The 16,926-nt window shown below is 57.1% G+C and carries 18 protein-coding genes; 11 read left to right on the forward strand and 7 right to left on the reverse strand.

Annotation, left to right across the window (positions count from 1 at the left end; translation table 11 throughout):
- Positions 1-5: 5 nt before the first annotated feature.
- Positions 6-956, reverse strand: coding sequence for an ABC transporter substrate-binding protein (locus G6R15_RS01310; RefSeq protein WP_164657983.1), 951 nt, complete (start codon positions 954-956; stop codon positions 6-8).
- Between the two features lie 239 nt (positions 957-1,195).
- Here G6R15_RS01310 and G6R15_RS01315 point away from each other — a divergent pair, with 239 nt between their 5' ends.
- From G6R15_RS01315 to G6R15_RS01330, 4 genes are all read left to right on the forward strand, one after another.
- Positions 1,196-1,774 carry a hypothetical protein gene (locus G6R15_RS01315; RefSeq protein ID WP_164657984.1) on the forward strand — a complete coding sequence of 193 codons (579 nt, stop codon included), beginning with the start codon at positions 1,196-1,198 and terminating at the stop codon, positions 1,772-1,774.
- Between the two features lie 40 nt (positions 1,775-1,814).
- The gene (locus tag G6R15_RS01320) at positions 1,815-2,219 is read left to right on the forward strand and encodes a PaaI family thioesterase (protein ID WP_164657986.1); all 405 of its coding nucleotides are present in this window, start codon (positions 1,815-1,817) and stop codon (positions 2,217-2,219) included.
- Between the two features lie 69 nt (positions 2,220-2,288).
- On the forward strand, positions 2,289-2,951 hold the full coding sequence (locus G6R15_RS01325; RefSeq protein WP_164657988.1) for a DNA-3-methyladenine glycosylase I: 663 nt from the start codon (positions 2,289-2,291) through the stop codon (positions 2,949-2,951).
- Between the two features lie 85 nt (positions 2,952-3,036).
- Positions 3,037-3,717, forward strand: coding sequence for a hypothetical protein (locus G6R15_RS01330; protein ID WP_164657989.1), 681 nt, complete (start codon positions 3,037-3,039; stop codon positions 3,715-3,717).
- Here the strand turns inward: G6R15_RS01330 and G6R15_RS01335 are convergent, their stop codons facing one another.
- Together G6R15_RS01335 and G6R15_RS01340 are read right to left on the reverse strand one after the other, a co-directional pair.
- Positions 3,718-4,125: a cytochrome c gene (locus G6R15_RS01335; RefSeq protein ID WP_164657991.1), complete on the reverse strand. Its 408-nt coding sequence runs from the start codon at positions 4,123-4,125 to the stop codon at positions 3,718-3,720.
- A 12-nt stretch (positions 4,126-4,137) separates the two neighbouring features.
- Positions 4,138-4,527: a cytochrome c gene (locus G6R15_RS01340; RefSeq protein ID WP_205520449.1), complete on the reverse strand. Its 390-nt coding sequence runs from the start codon at positions 4,525-4,527 to the stop codon at positions 4,138-4,140.
- A 150-nt stretch (positions 4,528-4,677) separates the two neighbouring features.
- On the opposite strand from G6R15_RS01340, the gene G6R15_RS01345 reads away from it, so the two are divergent.
- A complete protein-coding gene (locus G6R15_RS01345; RefSeq protein WP_164657992.1) occupies positions 4,678-5,115 on the forward strand; it encodes a DMT family transporter in 438 nt (145 codons plus the stop codon).
- Here G6R15_RS01345 and G6R15_RS01350 read toward each other — a convergent pair.
- Together G6R15_RS01350 and G6R15_RS01355 are read right to left on the reverse strand one after the other, a co-directional pair.
- Positions 5,099-5,785: an ABC transporter ATP-binding protein gene (locus G6R15_RS01350; RefSeq protein WP_164657993.1), complete on the reverse strand. Its 687-nt coding sequence runs from the start codon at positions 5,783-5,785 to the stop codon at positions 5,099-5,101. The two genes, G6R15_RS01345 and G6R15_RS01350, sit on opposite strands and share 17 nt — an antisense overlap.
- Positions 5,778-7,064 carry an ABC transporter permease gene (locus G6R15_RS01355; protein ID WP_164657994.1) on the reverse strand — a complete coding sequence of 429 codons (1,287 nt, stop codon included), beginning with the start codon at positions 7,062-7,064 and terminating at the stop codon, positions 5,778-5,780. The genes G6R15_RS01350 and G6R15_RS01355 overlap by 8 nt, the downstream gene beginning before the upstream one ends.
- Before the next feature lie 290 nt (positions 7,065-7,354).
- On the opposite strand from G6R15_RS01355, the gene G6R15_RS01360 reads away from it, so the two are divergent.
- Positions 7,355-7,717 (forward strand): hypothetical protein, encoded by a 363-nt coding sequence (locus tag G6R15_RS01360; RefSeq protein WP_240336637.1) that lies wholly within the window; start codon positions 7,355-7,357, stop codon positions 7,715-7,717.
- A 76-nt stretch (positions 7,718-7,793) separates the two neighbouring features.
- On the opposite strand, the gene proS is transcribed toward G6R15_RS01360, so the two are convergent.
- The gene (proS, locus tag G6R15_RS01365) at positions 7,794-9,149 is read right to left on the reverse strand and encodes a proline--tRNA ligase (protein ID WP_164657996.1); all 1,356 of its coding nucleotides are present in this window, start codon (positions 9,147-9,149) and stop codon (positions 7,794-7,796) included.
- 17 nt (positions 9,150-9,166) lie between these two features.
- Here proS and G6R15_RS01370 point away from each other — a divergent pair, with 17 nt between their 5' ends.
- Positions 9,167-10,285, forward strand: a complete 1,119-nt coding sequence (locus tag G6R15_RS01370; RefSeq protein ID WP_240336638.1) for an isopenicillin N synthase family oxygenase — start codon at positions 9,167-9,169, stop codon at positions 10,283-10,285.
- 6 nt (positions 10,286-10,291) lie between these two features.
- Here G6R15_RS01370 and G6R15_RS01375 read toward each other — a convergent pair whose 3' ends face one another.
- Positions 10,292-11,158 (reverse strand): hypothetical protein, encoded by an 867-nt coding sequence (locus tag G6R15_RS01375; RefSeq protein ID WP_164657998.1) that lies wholly within the window; start codon positions 11,156-11,158, stop codon positions 10,292-10,294.
- 381 nt (positions 11,159-11,539) lie between these two features.
- Between G6R15_RS01375 and G6R15_RS01380 the strand changes: the two genes are divergently transcribed.
- The 4 genes from G6R15_RS01380 to G6R15_RS01395 all read left to right on the forward strand — a co-directional run bounded on the left by G6R15_RS01380 (position 11,540) and on the right by G6R15_RS01395 (position 16,831).
- Positions 11,540-13,396 (forward strand): SLC13 family permease, encoded by a 1,857-nt coding sequence (locus G6R15_RS01380; RefSeq protein WP_164659235.1) that lies wholly within the window; start codon positions 11,540-11,542, stop codon positions 13,394-13,396.
- Between the two features lie 70 nt (positions 13,397-13,466).
- Positions 13,467-14,534, forward strand: coding sequence for an AI-2E family transporter (locus G6R15_RS01385; RefSeq protein WP_164657999.1), 1,068 nt, complete (start codon positions 13,467-13,469; stop codon positions 14,532-14,534).
- Complete coding sequence (locus G6R15_RS01390) at positions 14,535-15,206, forward strand: DnaA ATPase domain-containing protein (protein WP_164658000.1); 672 nt, start codon at positions 14,535-14,537, stop codon at positions 15,204-15,206.
- 80 nt (positions 15,207-15,286) lie between these two features.
- Positions 15,287-16,831 (forward strand): Ppx/GppA family phosphatase, encoded by a 1,545-nt coding sequence (locus tag G6R15_RS01395; protein WP_164659236.1) that lies wholly within the window; start codon positions 15,287-15,289, stop codon positions 16,829-16,831.
- The last annotated feature ends 95 nt before the right edge of the window (positions 16,832-16,926 follow it).

Consider the following 16,926-nt stretch of genomic DNA (forward strand, 5'->3'; position numbering starts at 1 on the left):
GTGGCTCACTTGGTTGCCGCGTCGACAACCGGACGCCAGGTGCCTTCGTTCTCGGACATCCATGCAGCGACAACATCCTCTACCGAACCGCCGTCAACGTCGATGGCGCCCATCATCGGCTGCTGGTCAGCAACATCAAGGGTGTAGTTCGACAGGATTTCGAACGCGGCCGGCCATTTGTCTTCCATACCGGACCAGGACGCCTTGAAGATGCGGGTCGGAGCAAAGTCACAGTCGTTAACCGCGTTGGGGTTCGGGCCCCACGAGGCATCGGTGAAACATGCATCTTCGCCAGCAGGCAACTCGACAAACTGCACGTCATAGGCAGACATGGCCCAATGCGGCTGCCAGAAGGTGATCAGCAGCGGTGATTTTCGTTCTGTCGAGGCGCGCAATTCAGCGATCAAAGCACCTTCGGAACCGGCAGGAACCGCTTTGAACGGCAGCTCGAGGCCAGTCATGCGGTCCGCACCGGGTGTGCCCCAGTCAGCGGGATAGTCAACCAGACGACCAGCCGGCAGTGTTTCTGCTGTGGCAAAGTTTTGAGCACACTCTTTCAGTGCTTCCCAAGCAGGCAAGCCAGGGCACATTTCGGCAACGTGCGCGGGGTAGGCAATGCCCTCTTTTGCATCCAGACCCAGATCACCCAACTCGGTCACGCCACCAGCATCAATATGCTTGGCGTATTCTTCGGACACGTTCGACGACCAGATTTCCAATGCGGCGTGCAGCTCGCCATCGGTCATGGCTTGGTACATGTTCATGTAACCTGCGGTGACATATTCGACGTTGTAGCCGGCCGCTTTAAGCATTTCGCCTGCAACGTGCGTACTTACGTGCTGACCCGTCCATTCGTTAACCGCCAGCTTGATCGGCTCGTCCACAGCGCCAAGCTCTGCCGCATGTACGGTACCCGCCAAAGCGGTCAATGCGATCCCAAGACCTATAGTTTTCATAGAGGTGTCTCCCTGTTTTTCATGTTGTTGCCTGTCATTATCAGGCAAATCCCAAAAGGAGTCACCCGGCTATCGACCGGCTTTTTTATTGATTGATGAGTCAATCACTAACGATTCTCGCCAATTTGTCGACCCCCTACGCGACGCAGGAATTTTCCATGCCAGTCACAGCAATACTTGGCAGAGCTGCGCAAGCCGCTTAAAGTTGAGGAAATACAAAAGACGGGGGGAGACCCAAGATGAACCAAACGCCGAAACTCAGCCATATTTTGGGCGCTGTGATAGGCTGCTTCATGGGATCAGCCGTGTTGGCAGAGCCCATAGATTGGAAAACTGTAAGAGGCTGGGATATCTCGTTTTATCCCGCAAGCGAGGGATGCCAAGCCTTTGCCCTCTTTGAAGAAGACACAGCGTTTTTTATTGGGTTTGACAACACCGAAAACGAATTGTCGCTTGATGTCACCTTACTGGATCAGAAATGGCGCTCGATCGAAGCAGGCAAAGAATACAAGATCGAAGTTAAATTTGGCGATGAAAGTCCCTGGACCATGGATATGGACGGGTTGAAGACCGATGACTTCCCCGGCTTGGGAATAATGATCGACGCAGGATCGGATCAGGCCAAGTTGTTCATCGATGAATTCCAACGCGAAAATTCGATGAAATGGAGCTTTAGCTCAACTGTGTTGGGCCACTACACTTTGCGGGGGTCGCGCGCGGCTTTCAACGAGGTAATTGAATGTCAGCGGTCGTACTTGCGAGCACAGTCTTCATCTGATCCCTTTGGGCAAAAATCGTCAGACCCATTCGCCGACTGATCTCCCTTCAACAAATTTACCCCCCTGCCTGAGGCCACCGATGACGCCCCAATCCGCCCAGATCATCTTGGACGACAACTTTGCTGACTGGGTCAAGGCGCTGGACCTGACGGTTCAATCCGTAAATGCCGATCACACATTGATCCGCATGCCGCTTGCGGATCATCTGGCGCGGGTGGGTGGGATCGTATCAGGCCAGGCGCTTGCAGCACTCGCCGACACGACCATGGTCCTGTCGGCGGTGGCCCACACAGGAGAATTCAAACCTTTCGCCACCACCGATCTGCACACACAGTTTCTGCGTCCCGGTGTTGGCACCGCCATCCTGTGTCGGGCTGAGGTGGTGCGCGCAGGGCGCGCATTGGTCTTTGCCCGCTGCGACATGACCGAAGAGGACAGCGGCAAAAAAGTCGCCACTGCAACCGCCACTTTCTTTGCGCCCTAACGCGCGTGCCCCACCCTTGCAGAGCCTGGAACAAAATGGCAACATGCCTTGAATTAGGGAATAGGCCCAATGCATCATTTCGACGAGATCTTTGGCCTGGCTGCGGCCCGTCATGGCGGCGACCAAGCGCTTGAAGCAAAACTGAGCAAACCCAAATCCCCGCAAGAACTGGCCAACATGCCCGACGACCGCTGGCTGTCGGTGATCACCAAATGCGTCTTTCAGGCGGGATTCAACTGGAAGGTCATCGAGGCAAAGTGGGACAGCTTCGAAGAAGCTTTTGATGGTTTCGATCTGGGCCGCTGCGCCTTTATGGACGACGAGAAATTTGACGCGCTGCTAACCGACACGCGAATTGTACGCAATGGCACCAAGATCGCCACCGTGCGCGACAACGCCGCCTTTCTGCTGGAGCTGCGCCAAGAAGGGGGCGTTGGTCAGACCCTGGGAGGCTGGCCCTCGACCGACTACATCGGGTTGCTGGGAATGCTCAAATCCCGCGCCTCGCGCCTGGGTGGAACAACAGCGCAATACGCCATGCGCTTTGCCGGACGGGATAGTTTCATCCTGAGCCAGGACGTGGTGGCCCGGCTGGTGGCCGAAGGTATTGTCGACAAAACACCAACCTCAAAAAAGGCGCTGGCGGCCACGCAAGAGGCGTTCAACACATGGATGGACCAATCCGGCCGCTCGCTGACCGAAATCAGCCGCGTTCTGGCCATGAGCTTGTGATCCACACAGGGGTATTTTGCCACCTCACAACATATTTTCACCGCCCCCCCTATCCGGGCCAAGATGGCCGGGCTAGGTTTGCCGCATGATCCTGCGCGCGTTCTTGCTTTTGCTGTTTCTGGCGTCCTGCGGGCGCCCGCTGACGCCGACGGAAATGTCATTCATCTCTTCCATTCACGGCGAAGATCTGAACCTGAATCGGGTGCGGCTGGTCAAGGGCGCGCCGGTGGGCAGTGTCACCTTCAAACGCAAACCCCGCCCACGAGTTGCGTGCCGCGAACGAATTTTGCCCCCCGCCAAAGAAGAGATCGTGACGACATCTCCGGCAGCAGTAGCGCTGTTCAACAAGGTCTATTTCACCAAAGACTGGTATATCGACAATTACCTGCCGACCTATCCCGACAGGCTCTATCTGGTCGAAGCAATGCTATTGGCACATGAGATGACTCATGTCTGGCAGTGGCAGAACCGCGAGCGCACCGGGTACCATCCGCTCTTGGCAGCCGCTGAACACACACGTTCGGACGATCCCTATCTGTTCCAGTTGGAGGGCGCGCCGGATTTCCTGAGCTATGGGTACGAGCAACAAGGCGCGATTGTCGAGGAATACGTGTGCTGTCGGTCACTTGCACCTGACGCCCCCCGCACACAGCGACTGCATGATATGCTGAAAGAGGCTTTTCCGGTGTCTGACCTGCCGCAGTCGCGCCAGCATGACGTCTATCTGCCCTGGAAAAAGGCCGAACTGAGCGGCATTTGCGACTGATCAATCGTCGGTTTGAATACTCTCCAGAAACGCCAGCAACGCCGCCAGGCTGCGTGGTGTTGGAGTCAGTGTGCCGTCGATGTCCACCGGCACCTGTTCGCCAGCAAGGATCGCCCCGAACTCTGGCATGGCACCGGGATTGTCGTGCCCCTTTTGTCCATAGCCATCAATCTTGGACAGAACTTTGGCCCGTGGAAAAGTACCCCCGTTGCCTGCTGCCAATTGCGTCAGATCAGGCGCGACAGCGCGGCTGCTCAGCTCTCCACCTGCTGCATCGTAATTGTGACAGGCGGCGCAGTTTTCGACAAATATCTGCTCGCCTTCCTGCGCGGTTGGCATGGAATTTTGGGCATTACACCCTGCCAGCAAAATCGCCGCGCCCAATGTGAACATCTGTGCCCGTGGCATGCCCGTCCTCCCTTATTTCACCTGTAGTGTACGCAAGTAATCGACCAAGCCCACAATCGGTTCACTTGTCATTAACGGCTGCCCGGTTTGCGTTTTGATCGCGACATCCTGACCTTCGAAGAAGTCGCCGTAAACCGGCATGGGGCTGCCGTGGCTAACCAAGGCGTCCCGCCCGTCGATCCGTTTGACTACCCGCTCGACCGGAAAGACGCCATCTTGTTCCAGCTGAGTCAGGTCGACTGGCTTGATCATCAAAACACCCGCCATCGGCCCCTGCCCGGTCGCCTCGATCCCATGACAGGTCGCGCAATGTTTCAGATACAGCGCTTCGCCTTCAAGGGCATCCTGTGCCATCGCACCACTTGCCGACAGTCCCAGAAGCAGAGACAACACCACCTTCATCAAACTCTCCCAAAACCTGTGCCATTTCGCCCCTAACACGCAGACAGCTACAACTTTGTGACCCGCGCGCACCTTTCCAACCTTGTGCATCCTCAGGAGGATCGCAATGATCCAGATCAACGCCAAATCTGACCGACAAGAGGCCTCTTCATGACACACTACGCAGTATTGATGTTGGCCGCTGGCATCGGCATCCCGATTCTGGCCGCGCTGAATTCAGCGTTGGGACAGCACATAGAGTCCCCCATTGCTGCCGGAGTGGTCCTGTTTGCCGTCGCTTTCTTGGGCTCGGCCGTGGTGATGATGCTCTTTCCCGGTCCTGCCGCGCTCTTGCATCTCGGCGGGGCGCCGAAGCATCTGTTTTTGGGCGGGCTTTTCGTGGCTTTTTACGTGCTGACCATCACCCATATCGCCCCGCATTTCGGGCTCGGAAATGCGGTGTTCTTCGTTCTGTTGGGACAATTGATCAGCGCCGCCATCATCGACCACTTTGGGCTTTTTGGTGCACAGATCTCACCGCTCACCTGGATGCGTGCAGGCGGGATTGCAGTGATGGTATTGGGCGTCGGGATCACGCAACTGGCGTGAGCACACCGTTCTCCAATCGCAGCATCCGGTCCATACGTGCGGCCAATTCCATGTTATGCGTGGCAATCAAAGCCGAAAGCCCGGTGCCGGAAACCAGATCGACCAAAGCGGCAAACACCTGATTCGCAGTTGCCGGGTCCAGGTTTCCAGTCGGCTCATCCGCCAGTAAAACGCGCGGTTTGTTCGCAAGCGCCCGGCAGAAGGCGACCCGCTGCTGCTCCCCGCCCGACATAGCCGCCGGTCGATGATTGGCGCGGTTTGCTACGCCTACACGGCCCAGCAAGTCTTGCGCTCGGGCGCGGGCCTCGCGCTCGGACACGCCATTGGCCAGTTGCGGCAAAGTGACGTTTTCCAGCGCTGTGAATTCAGGTAGCAGGTGATGGAATTGATAGACAAAGCCGACGTCGCTGCGCCGCGTCGCCGTGCGGCGGCGGTCGCTTTTGCCGGTCATGTCCTGACCACCGATTTCCACCGTTCCTGTGTCTGGCGTGTCCAACAGGCCTGCGATGTGCAAAAGCGTCGACTTGCCAGCACCCGAAGGCGCCACTAGCGCCACGGTTTCACCTGACCGAAGTTCCAGGTCGGTGCCCCGTAGCACTTGAACCTCGCCCGGAGTTCCAACCAGATATGTCTTCGTCAGCCCGGACAGGCGCAAGGATACATCATTCATAGCGCAGTGCCTCAACCGGGTTCAGCCGGGCCGCACGACGCGCCGGAAAATAGGTGATCAACCAACTCAACCCCATGCTCAGCGCGACCGAAGACAGGACATCCGGCACAGTGATGATGGCCGAAGGAAAAATGAATCCGTTTGCTTCCAAATCCCGCACACCACTGCCCGAGGTCCAATCGACAAAGGCGTACACACTGTCGATGTTCAGCGCAAATATCACGCCCAGGATCACTCCGAACAGGGTTCCTGCCGTACCAACGGAAGCCCCGCAGATAAAGAATACGCGCAAGATCGCGCCCTGAGTCAGGCCGATGGTGCGCAGGATGCCAATGTCGCGGCCCTTGTTTTTCACCAGCATGATCAGCCCCGAAACGATGTTCAGCGCTGCGATAAGAACCAGGATCGCCAGCACGATGAAAATCGCATTGTCCTGCATCTTGAGCGCCCGGATCATACCGCCCGCCCGATCACGCCAAGTGTAAAGATAAGCCCGCTCGCCCGCTGTATCGAGCACCGGCAGGATCAGCGTCTCTGCCCTGAGCGGATCATTAAGCCGCAGGTCGATTTGATCAACCGCCCCTTCGCGATTGAAGAACTCCTGTGCTTCAATCAAAGGCATGTACAGACGGCTTTGATCGACAAATCCCTGACCGGACGAAAAGACGTAAACGACATCATAAGCTGACACCCGAACCGAGCGCCCCATAGGTGTGCGAGCCCCATCCGGCGATACCAGTTTCAGCCTGTCCCCCACGCCAATACCCAACTGCCGGGCAAGCGCACCGCCGATGGCAACGCCTTCGTCAAAATTGGCAAGATCACCCCAGCTGTCTTCGGCCTGGGCAATCATCGGGTAATCGCGCAGATCGTCCAGAGTGATGCCATAGACATCTACCGGCATGTTACGGCCCTGATAGCTGCCCATGACTTGCGCCCGCACCAGCGGAGCCACGTCCTCGACGCCGGCCATGGCCGACAGTCGCAAAGACAAGTCGTCATAGTCTCGGATCAGGTGATCCTTGGGAATTTCGGCTTGCAGGTCACGGCGATAATGAACGTCCATATGTGCATTGGCCCCCAACATCGTCTGCACGATGTCCGAGCGCAGCCCCTCGCGCACAGCCAGGGTCGACACCAGAGCAAAGACCGCCAACGTGATCCCGATCAGACTGATCCAGGTCATCACGCTCACCCCGCCTTCGGCACGGCGCGCGCGCAAATAGCGCCACGCGATTTTCCATTCGAACGGGGCAAATGGGGCTGGGGTTTTGGCCATTTCGGCTCCTGCTCTTGTCGTTGGCGCGGAGAGTGGAGTCTGCCGCCTGTGGGGTCAAGTCACCGCCCCGTTATTCGCGCCGTACAAGCGGAATTTCTCATACCAACCTGGTTTCCAATTTGGCAACACTGTGCCGATGGTTTTGTGGATTGTCACCAAAATGCCCAATGAATTAACCAAAGTTAACAAAAAGACGCGGCAAATTTTGGTCAAGTTTGAACCTTCTGCAAGCCTGAAGACACACAAGGGTATGCCAGATGAACAAGGGCAGGATCGAAAAGGAGATGTTCATGGAACCGAACCGAACCGACGTCACCCACAACGTTTACAAACTGCACACCCCTCGCGTGCGCGAAATGAGGTATGGGCCAGCTCAATACGATTGCGAAACCGCCTACCTGCTACGCGCCATTCTGTTGCCCATCTTTGATGTGGCCAAATCTTGGACCGATCTGATCGACCGGCTTGGGTCCAAAGGGTATCACCCGATGTTCCGTGGTGGAGAGCTCTGTCTGATCAAACACTGCGACGGCAACCGCATCTGCGGACTGCGCTTTCTGGGTTTGAACATGCGCGACCTGGTTGTCCGTCTTGGACGTCCTTGCGTTCTGCCTTGCGCCGGTCAAATGGCGGATGGAGAAATCCTGCACTGACCCCAAACGAAAAATGCCCCACGTGCGCGATGGGGCATTTTCCTTAATTTTCATTGTGACCGATCAAGTCCGGGCTTTAAAACAAGCCGCCTACACGATGAGGGGTATAGATCTCGGCAACTTTCTTGACCGCCTCTTCGGGCGTCATTTCGACGCTTTCGCCGGTCTTGCGGCTGGTCAGCTCGACCACACCGTTTTTCAACCCGCGCGGACCAACAGTGATCCGCCACGGCAGGCCGATCAAATCCATGGTCGCGAACTTGCCGCCAGCGCGTTCTTTGCGGTCGTCGTAAAGCGGCTCTAGCCCTACAGCGGTCAAAGCGGTCTCTAGCTGTTCACAGGCGGCATCGGCGGCTTCGTCGCCTTGCTTCAGGTTCACAATACCACAGTGGAACGGCGTCACGCCTTCGGGCCAGATGATGCCGTTATCGTCATGGCTCGCTTCGATGATCGCGCCAAGCAGACGCGACACGCCGATGCCATGGCTGCCCATGTGAACCGGGTTCTGCTTGCCGTCAGGGCCTTGCACCACCGCGTTCAGCGCCTCGGAATATTTGGTGCCAAAGTAGAATATCTGTCCCACTTCGATCCCGCGCGCTGTGCGACGACGCTCTTCGGGGATCTGGTTGAACAGTTCCTCATCATGGGTTTCATCCGTGCGGGCATAGCGCGATGTGAACTCTTCGAGCACCGACTGGCATTGCTCGACGCTGTCATAATCGATCTCACGATCGCCAAAGGTCAGATCGGTGACGGCGCTGTCATAAAACACCTCGGATTCACCGGTTTCGGCCAGCACAAGGAACTCGTGTGTGTAGTCGCCGCCGATCGGACCACCATCAGCGCGCATCGGGATTGCCTGCAGACCCATCCGCTCATAGGTGCGCAGATAGCTGACCAGATGACGGTTATAGGCGTGCAGCGCGTCCTCTTTGGTGAGGTCAAAATTATAGCCGTCTTTCATATAGAACTCGCGACCCCGCATCACGCCAAAGCGCGGGCGGATCTCGTCGCGGAATTTCCACTGGATCTGATACATGGTCAGCGGCAGGTCTTTGTAGCTGCTGACGTTGGCGCGGAAAATGTCGGTGATCAGCTCTTCGGCGGTCGGCGTGAACAGCATGTCGCGGTCGTGCCGGTCCTTGATGCGCAGCATTTCCTCGCCATAGGCGTCATAGCGCCCGCTTTCGCGCCACAGATCGGCTGATTGGATCGTCGGCATCAGCATCGGGATATGGCCCGCGCGCATCTGCTCCTCGTGGACGATGTTTTCCAGCTTGCGCAGCACCTTGAAACCCATGGGCAGCCAGGAGTAGATTCCGGCGGCAGATTGCTTGATCATACCGGCCCGCAGCATCATGCGGTGGCTGACGATCTGGGCCTCGCTCGGGGTTTCCTTGAGCACAGGCAGAAAATAGCGGGACAAGCGCATTGCGGTCTCTCTGATCATTGGCGTTTTCGCTGATCTACGGCATCGCCGCGTCTGGGGCAATCGGCCATTGTGGTTTTCGCGACCACGACGTGTCGGAATTCGAGTTGATCCACATGAACACAGCGGCGACGCTCAACCAATCGGCAACTATGGAGCGCACGATGCAGAGCATTCCGACCATCGACATTTCCCCTCTTCGAGATATGGATCACCCGGAAAGGGCCGATGTGATCAAACAAATCCACGGGGCCTGTACCGACATGGGGTTCCTTTCGATCGTGGGCACAGGTGTCTCGCAGCAAACGATCGAAGACATGCGCGCCTGCGTTCGCACGATCTTTGCCGTGTCAGAGGCCCGCAAGTGGGATCAAGCCATCACGCGCGACAACTACCGGGGCTTTATCCCGTTTGGCTTCTTTTCTCCGAACGACGGAACGGGAAGCGCAGACAAATACGAGGGCTACAAACTGCATCAAGAGGTTGCCGCATCACACCCTGTTGTCGCCGATTGCGCTCTCTATGGCCCCAATCGCTGGCCCTTAGAAGTTCCAGAGGCCCAAGAGACGGTCCTAAATTATTGGTCGCAGCTTGATGAGGTGGCATTGCTGCTGCTTGGCGCGCTGGCCGAGGCATTGAAATTGCCGTCCCGAACGTTCCAAGACGCCTTTGCCGCGCCAATGACCAACATGACCTTGCTGCACTACCCACCGCAAGCTCCTGACGAACCGGGGTTTGGTATTCACCCGCACAAGGATACCGACGCGCTGACGATCATCGCGCCCGATCCGGTTGGCGGATTAGAAGTACAGACTCGCAGTGGCGACTGGATCACGCCCGATTGCCCGCCTGGCGGCTTTGTGGTCAACATTGGCGACATGCTGGAACTGTGGTCCGGGGGGCGGTTGGTCTCTACGCCGCACCGGGTTGTGAACCGTTCCGGGAAAGAGCGCTACTCCTTCCCTTACTTCGCCGTTCCCCGCCACGACGTGGTGGTTGCGCCATTGCTACCGGCCCTGCCCGGCTTTGACAGACCATCGGTGCATTGTGGTCATTGGTCGGCCGAGACCTGGCGCACCAATTGGCCGGATGAAGAAGCTAACGAAGACACACCCGAGTTGGGAACGCTCCACAACTAGGCGCAGTTACGGATTACGTCGCATGTCCCGATAGAGCAGCAGCGCCAGAACCAAACCATAGAGGCCCCACTGTTCCTCGACGTATTCCGCACCGGGGTAAAAGGAGGCGAAGATCCACAGCATCGGCATCATCCACAGTCCGTAGCGGTCGCTAACCTGCATAATGCGCGGTACGCCGTTTATCTGATAAACCCAGGCCAATATCTGCACCTGCCGGAACCAGGTGAAGAAACACAAAAACGCGGCGTTGAACGGTACATACAGATACTTTTGTATCGGGTTGATCAGATTGTGGAAATTCAGCTCGTCCTGATAGTTGTATTCCATCATGACGTCAGGTGTTTCGATTCCCAGAACCCTTTGCCCCCAACTGATTTCCTCGAACGCGAACAACAACCAGGCCAGGCCCAAAAATATCGAAAACCGCGATCCCATGTAACCGCAGATCAAAAAGATCACGCCCCCCAGGAGGGCCAGCACAAAGGTCCCCCATTCCAACAGCGTATCTTCGGGATCAGCACCTTGAAGTACGATCCGCAAATAGTAGCTGTAGAACAGGAAATGAACGACGAAGAAGACCAGATACCAATAGGCATATTGCTTGGGGAAACTCCAGACCCGGTAGGTGACAGCCGTCAATACGACCCAGAGCGCCAGTAAGACCGGAGCCAAGGTAAATTTGGCAAAGGTATATCTGGGGCTCGATATCTCACCGTCAGGTGACAGATACGTTGCCATAACCTGGATCAGCTCGGCCTGAAAACTTGTATAGGCTATGACCGCGCCCAAAACCCACAAGCAAGAAAAAACCACCACGCCGACAAGCAATTGCCGACTGTTTCCCGTTGCCCGTTCACTCTGACTTTCGTTCACATCCGTCACCCTCCTCCCCGAGAGAGATTGCGACAAAGGATAAGCTCCCCCAAGCGATCATTTGCCACCCCGGTTCAGCCGAGGCCCTGCGGTTCGTCAAAATTATCGAACCAGTTTAGACACTTAGGCGGAAAATTCAAACTGTCCTATGAATCACCTTCTGTGTCCGGTTCAATTTTCTCGCGTCTGACACAAACCCAACCTGCTTTGGCAGTTCCATTTCGGTGGACCAGAAGCAGAAACGGGCCATAAATATTGTTGCTCAACGACTGGACTCAAAGAAACATCATGACAATATGGCCAGTCATTGATTAGGGTAATTTCAATACCAACGACAAACGATACGGGGGCGGAGTGGAACAACTTGCCTTTACTTATGAAATGGGCGTGGTTGCCGCGCTCTTGGCATTCACGGTTTTTCTCTTTGTTTCCGAGCTGATACGAATAGATCTTAGCGCCATTCTGGTGCTGGTGATCATCGGGATGCTAAGCTATCTGCCGGGATTGGAAAGCCTGGCAGACGTCAACAACCTTTTCGATGGGTTTGCCTCCAATGCGGTGATTTCGATCATCGCTGTGATGATCGTTGGCGCCGGTTTGGACAAGACCGGGATCATGAACAAGGTGGCCGCTGTCATCCTGCGCTATGGAGGTACGACCGAAGGACGCATTCTGCCGATCATCTCAGGCACTGTCGGCGTGATTTCGTCCTTCATGCAGAACGTCGGGGCTGCTGCCCTGTTTCTGCCAGTAGTCAGCCGCATCTCCTCCCGCTCTGGCATTCCGCTGTCGCGGCTACTGATGCCAATGGGGTTCTGCGCTATATTGGGGGGCACCATGACGATGGTGGGTTCTTCCCCGCTGATCCTGCTAAACGACCTGATCCAAACCGCAAACGAGGGCCTGCCCGAGGGGCAGAAGATGGCGCCCTTTGGTCTGTTTTCTGTGTTTCCAATTGGCGCGGTTCTGATCTTGACCGGAATAGCCTATTTCCTGGTGCTGGGTCGCTGGGTTCTGCCTGCAGTTCCGGCCCGCGTGGACGGTGCCACCGCCCAAGGCACCCAAACCTACCTCAAACGGGTTTATGGGTTGAAAGCCGAAGTGTTTGAGGTCGATGTGCCAGCTGATAGCCCGCTGGTGGGGCAAATCCTGGCTGACATCAATCTTGAGAACAATCTTTACATCATTTCAACCTTCTATCGCGGCAAGGTGTCGATGGTGCAGATTTTAACCGCCCAAATCGCGGCCCCCTGTCGATTGGCGATCATCGGAAAATCTAAGGTAGTGCACGGCTTTGCCCACAAATACGGTCTGCACGTGCGCCCCGAACTGGATGTCTTCTCGGAAGAGTTTGCAACCACCAACGCCGGCATCGCCGAGCTGGTCATTCCACCCGACAGCCAATTGATCGGCAAATGCCCGCGCGAAATGCAGCTGCGCAAGACCTATGGCCTGAGCCTGCTGGCGATCCACCGGGGCGAAGACACGCTCAGCCACGTTGAAACCGAAGATCACACACCCACCGCCATCGGCCTGGTCGAGTTTCGACCGGGCGACATGCTGGTGTCGCACACCCGTTGGGACAACCTGACCCGGATCAAACAGGATCCCGATTTTGTCGTCGTGACCTCGGATTTCCCACAAGAAGAGTTGCGCCCGCAAAAAGTGGGGTGGGCGCTGACGTTTTTTCTGATCGCCATTTCGCTCATTCTGCTGACCGACATTCGCCTGTCATTGTGCCTGCTGGTGGGGGCTGTGGGGATGTTGCTGACCCGCGTCCTCAGCATTGACGAGGCTTATCGCGCCGTTGGCTGGAATACCGTGTTCTTGTTGGCAAGCCTTATTCCACTGGGGCAAGCTGTGCAAAACACCGGCACGGCGGCCTGGATCGCCCAGCAGATCATGTTCATTCTGGACGGCTGGCCGATCTGGTCCCTGCAGGCAGGCGTCGCCATTTTGGCCACTGTGTTCTCACTCGTGATGTCCAATGTGGGCGCCACCGTGCTGTTGGTGCCACTGGCGGTGTCGATTGCGGTCGCGGCGGGGGCCAATCCGGCGGTCTTTGCTTTGACAGTGGCGATCTCGACCTCGAACAGTTTTATCATCCCAACTCATCAGGTGAACGCTCTGATCATGGGGCCTGCAGGGTATAAGGTGATGGATTTCGTCCGCTCGGGCGGGATCATGACCATCCTGTTCCTGGTGGTTTCCCTGACGATGCTGAACGTGGTGTTCTAGCCTCAGAACGCTTGCAACCTGCTCCACCTTGGGCGATGTACATTGCAAAGTTCACGGGTTTGGAGCGGGCATGTCCCTGACAGTTAAAGAACAGTTTCGGTATTGGGGCGTCGCGGCGGTAGTTTTCGTCCTTGTCCTGTGGCTGCTGGGTGATGTGCTCCTGCCGTTTGTGATCGGCGGTGCCATCGCCTATTTCATCGACCCCATTGCGGACCGGCTAGAGACCATGGGCCTGTCCCGCATGGCCGCAACCGGCGTGATCACTATCGCGTCGGTGCTGCTGTTCGTGATCATAATCCTGATGGTCGTACCCGCCCTGATCGCCCAGTTGATTGATCTGATCGAAGTGCTGCCGCAACTTTTCCGCGATCTGCGCGCTTTTGTTGACGAACGCTTCCCTTCGCTGCTGGATCGCGAATCCAACACCCATCAGATGCTGGCCACCATTGGCGAAACGCTCAAGGCGCGCAGCGGTGATTTCCTGCAAGGCGTGCTGGGTTCGGTTGGATCGGCCCTGAATGTGGTTATCCTGCTGGTTATCGTACCAGTCGTGGCTGTGTACCTGCTTTTGGACTGGGACCGCATGATCGCACGCATCGACGAGCTGCTGCCCCGTGATCATGTAACGGTTATCCGGACGTTGGCCACCGACATCGACAAAGTTTTGGCCTCGTTCGTGCGTGGCATGGGCACGGTTTGTCTGATCCTGGGCACATACTATGCCGTGGCCCTGATGGTTGTCGGACTACAATTTGGCCTGATCGTAGGCTTCATCGCTGGCCTCGTGACCTTCATCCCTTATCTGGGAGCCTTGATCGGCGGGGCGCTCGCCATTGGTCTGGCACTGTTCCAGTTTTGGGGCGATTGGGTATCCATTGGCATCGTCGGGGCAATCTTTGCCTTTGGTCAAGTGATCGAAGGCAACGTATTGACCCCCAAGCTGGTTGGCAGTTCTGTCGGCCTGCATCCGGTCTGGCTGCTGCTGGCCCTGTCGGTTTTTGGCGCGCTTTTTGGCTTTGTCGGTATGCTGATTGCCGTACCAGTCGCTGCTGCCTTGGGTGTTGTCGCCCGCTTTGCCACCGGCCAATACCTGGACAGCCGCCTGTATCAGGGCGTGTCAGGACAGGACGTCGAGTAAATGGCAGAGCAGCTGAGTTTTGATCTGCCCGCCAAAACGGCTCTGGGGCGGGAGGACTTCTTTGTCTCGCCTGCCAACGCGCTGGCAGTTGCGATGATCTCGGCCTCGAGCTGGCCGGGCAACAAGCTGGTTCTGACGGGGCCAGCAGGATCGGGCAAAACCCATCTTGCCCACGTTTGGGCCGGCGAAACCGGCGGACGTATCGTCAATGCCGAAGACCTCAGTCATGACGCGGTGCCCGATCTGGCATCTGGTCCAATTGCGGTCGAAGATGTCCCTTTCATTGCGGGCGATTTGGACAAGCAAAAAGTCCTGTTTCACCTGCACAACCTGACTCTGGCCGAGGGGCACACCCTACTGATGACCGGACGCCTTGCGCCGCGATTCTGGGAACTGCCCCTACCCGACTTGCAAAGCCGCATCCAAGGGGCCCATCACGTGGCGCTTGATCCACCCGACGATGCTCTCTTGTGCGCTGTGCTGGCCAAGCTGTTTGTCGACCGTCAGCTCAGCCCCAAGCCCGAGGTGATTTCCTACCTCGTCAAGCGCATGGACAGACAGTTCGACACGGCTGCTCAGGTCGTGGAACGCCTGGATCGAGTGGCCTTGGCTGAAAAGCGTACCATCACCCGGGCTCTTGCCATCCGGTTGCTGAATGATGACACCCTTTAATACTCTGAACGCAGGCCATCATGACAATTGACGCAGACAATGCGATTTCGCAATCTGACAAGGACCTATCTGGGGATGATATGGACCTGCACCTAGACGACAACGCGCCCGAATGGGGCGTCTTTGGCCGCCCGTTGTTCGATGATCCAAGCGTCCGACATCTGTCCAGGATCGGCGTTGTCGACGTTGGATCAAACTCGGTCCGGATGGTGGTCTTTGATGGCGCGGCGCGTTCGCCTGCGTATTTCTACAACGAAAAGATCATGTGTGCGCTTGGCGCGGGTCTGTCGGAAACAGGGCGCCTGAACCCCAAAGGCCGCGAACGGGCGCTGGCTGCGTTGGAACGGTTTCAGCATCTGGCCAAGGGCTTGGACCTGCCGCCTTTGCATGCGGTGGCCACCGCAGCCGTGCGCGATGCCGAGGACGGAGCTGAATTCTGCGCCCAAGTGCTGGATCACACTGGCCTGCACATACAGGTCATCGACGGTCAAGAAGAGGCGCGTCTGTCCGCCCAGGGCGTTCTGTTGGGGTGGCCTGGCGCCTATGGGTTGATCTGTGACATTGGCGGTTCCTCCATGGAACTGGCTGAAATCTCTGACAACAGCGTCGGTCGGCGCGTGACCTCATCGCTCGGGCCACTCAAGTTGCGCGATATCAAGGGGGGGCGCAAAGGACGGCAGGCCCACATCAAAGAGGTGATGGAGGGTCTGCGTGACCAGTTGGGATTGCAACGCGATCGCCTGTTCCTAGTGGGCGGCAGCTGGCGGGCGATTGCACGGATCGACATGCTGCGACGTGGTTATCCGCTCAAGGTTCTGCACGAATACCGCATGACGGCCCATGACGTACGCGAGACGGTGAAGTTTATCGAAACCGGCAATGCAGACAAAATCCGCAGCGCCGCTGGGGTGTCCTCCTCTCGCATGGCGTTGGTGCCTTATGCAGCGGACGTATTGATGCGGCTGTTGCGCACGTTCAAACCCAAGGACATCGCGATCTCCAGCTACGGCATACGTGAGGGGTTGCTGTACGAGCAGATGCCTTTGCGTCTGCGCAAGCGCGACCCGCTGATCGAAAGCGCCTACTTCGCAGAATCCAAGGACGCCCGCCTGCCCGGATTTGGCAAGAGGTTGTTTGATTTCGTTATGCCGTTGTACAGATCTGCGCCCAAGTCCCGCATTCGCCTGGTCAAAGCCGCCTGCCTGCTGCACGACGTCAGCTGGCGCGCGCATCCTGACTATCGTGCCGAAGTCTGCTTTGACAACGCCACCCGCGCCAACCTGGGCGGGTTGAAACATTCGGAACGGGTGTTCCTGGGGCTGGCCTTGCAGCACCGCTATCGCAACAAACGCGAAGGCAACCGGTTCGAGCCGCTCTATGAGCTGCTGGACGAGAAAGAACAGAAGCAGGCCGAAATCCTGGGCAAAGCCATGCGGTTCGGCGCCATGCTTTGGATGCAAAAGGACGCCGAATTGGGCAAGCTCAAGTGGTACCCAAAGAAAAAGCAACTTGAGCTGCTGCTGCCCAGCTCCTCGCGCGCGCTCTATGGTGAAGTGGGTGAGGCCAGGTTGAAATCGCTGGCGCAATCTCTGGAGGCCGAACTCATCGTTAAGCGGCGCGGTTAGAGTCTCACCTCAATCATTGCTTGGCTCTAGAGCTCTCCCGCCCGTCGTCGATACTTCTGACGAAACACCTCCTCCCGTTGGGCCGGGCCTCGCTA

The sequence above is a fragment of the Tropicibacter sp. Alg240-R139 genome (assembly GCF_900537075.1).
Lineage (GTDB): Bacteria > Pseudomonadota > Alphaproteobacteria > Rhodobacterales > Rhodobacteraceae > Falsiruegeria.

What these genes read in the sequence shown, in the direction of transcription:
- G6R15_RS01395 (WP_164659236.1), top strand. Translation starts at nt 15,287, where the DNA reads ATGGACCTGCACCTAGACGACAACGCGCCCGAATGGGGCGTCTTTGGC.
- G6R15_RS01390 (WP_164658000.1), top strand. Translation starts at nt 14,535, where the DNA reads ATGGCAGAGCAGCTGAGTTTTGATCTGCCCGCCAAAACGGCTCTGGGG.
- G6R15_RS01315 (WP_164657984.1), top strand. Translation starts at nt 1,196, where the DNA reads ATGAACCAAACGCCGAAACTCAGCCATATTTTGGGCGCTGTGATAGGC.
- G6R15_RS01355 (WP_164657994.1), bottom strand. Translation starts at nt 7,064, where the DNA reads ATGGCCAAAACCCCAGCCCCATTTGCCCCGTTCGAATGGAAAATCGCG.
- G6R15_RS01325 (WP_164657988.1), top strand. Translation starts at nt 2,289, where the DNA reads ATGCATCATTTCGACGAGATCTTTGGCCTGGCTGCGGCCCGTCATGGC.
- G6R15_RS01380 (WP_164659235.1), top strand. Translation starts at nt 11,540, where the DNA reads ATGGGCGTGGTTGCCGCGCTCTTGGCATTCACGGTTTTTCTCTTTGTT.
- G6R15_RS01340 (WP_205520449.1), bottom strand. Translation starts at nt 4,527, where the DNA reads ATGAAGGTGGTGTTGTCTCTGCTTCTGGGACTGTCGGCAAGTGGTGCG.
- G6R15_RS01385 (WP_164657999.1), top strand. Translation starts at nt 13,467, where the DNA reads ATGTCCCTGACAGTTAAAGAACAGTTTCGGTATTGGGGCGTCGCGGCG.
- G6R15_RS01350 (WP_164657993.1), bottom strand. Translation starts at nt 5,785, where the DNA reads ATGAATGATGTATCCTTGCGCCTGTCCGGGCTGACGAAGACATATCTG.
- G6R15_RS01310 (WP_164657983.1), bottom strand. Translation starts at nt 956, where the DNA reads ATGAAAACTATAGGTCTTGGGATCGCATTGACCGCTTTGGCGGGTACC.
- G6R15_RS01345 (WP_164657992.1), top strand. Translation starts at nt 4,678, where the DNA reads ATGACACACTACGCAGTATTGATGTTGGCCGCTGGCATCGGCATCCCG.
- proS (WP_164657996.1), bottom strand. Translation starts at nt 9,149, where the DNA reads ATGCGCTTGTCCCGCTATTTTCTGCCTGTGCTCAAGGAAACCCCGAGC.
- G6R15_RS01360 (WP_240336637.1), top strand. Translation starts at nt 7,355, where the DNA reads ATGGAACCGAACCGAACCGACGTCACCCACAACGTTTACAAACTGCAC.
- G6R15_RS01330 (WP_164657989.1), top strand. Translation starts at nt 3,037, where the DNA reads ATGATCCTGCGCGCGTTCTTGCTTTTGCTGTTTCTGGCGTCCTGCGGG.
- G6R15_RS01335 (WP_164657991.1), bottom strand. Translation starts at nt 4,125, where the DNA reads ATGCCACGGGCACAGATGTTCACATTGGGCGCGGCGATTTTGCTGGCA.
- G6R15_RS01320 (WP_164657986.1), top strand. Translation starts at nt 1,815, where the DNA reads ATGACGCCCCAATCCGCCCAGATCATCTTGGACGACAACTTTGCTGAC.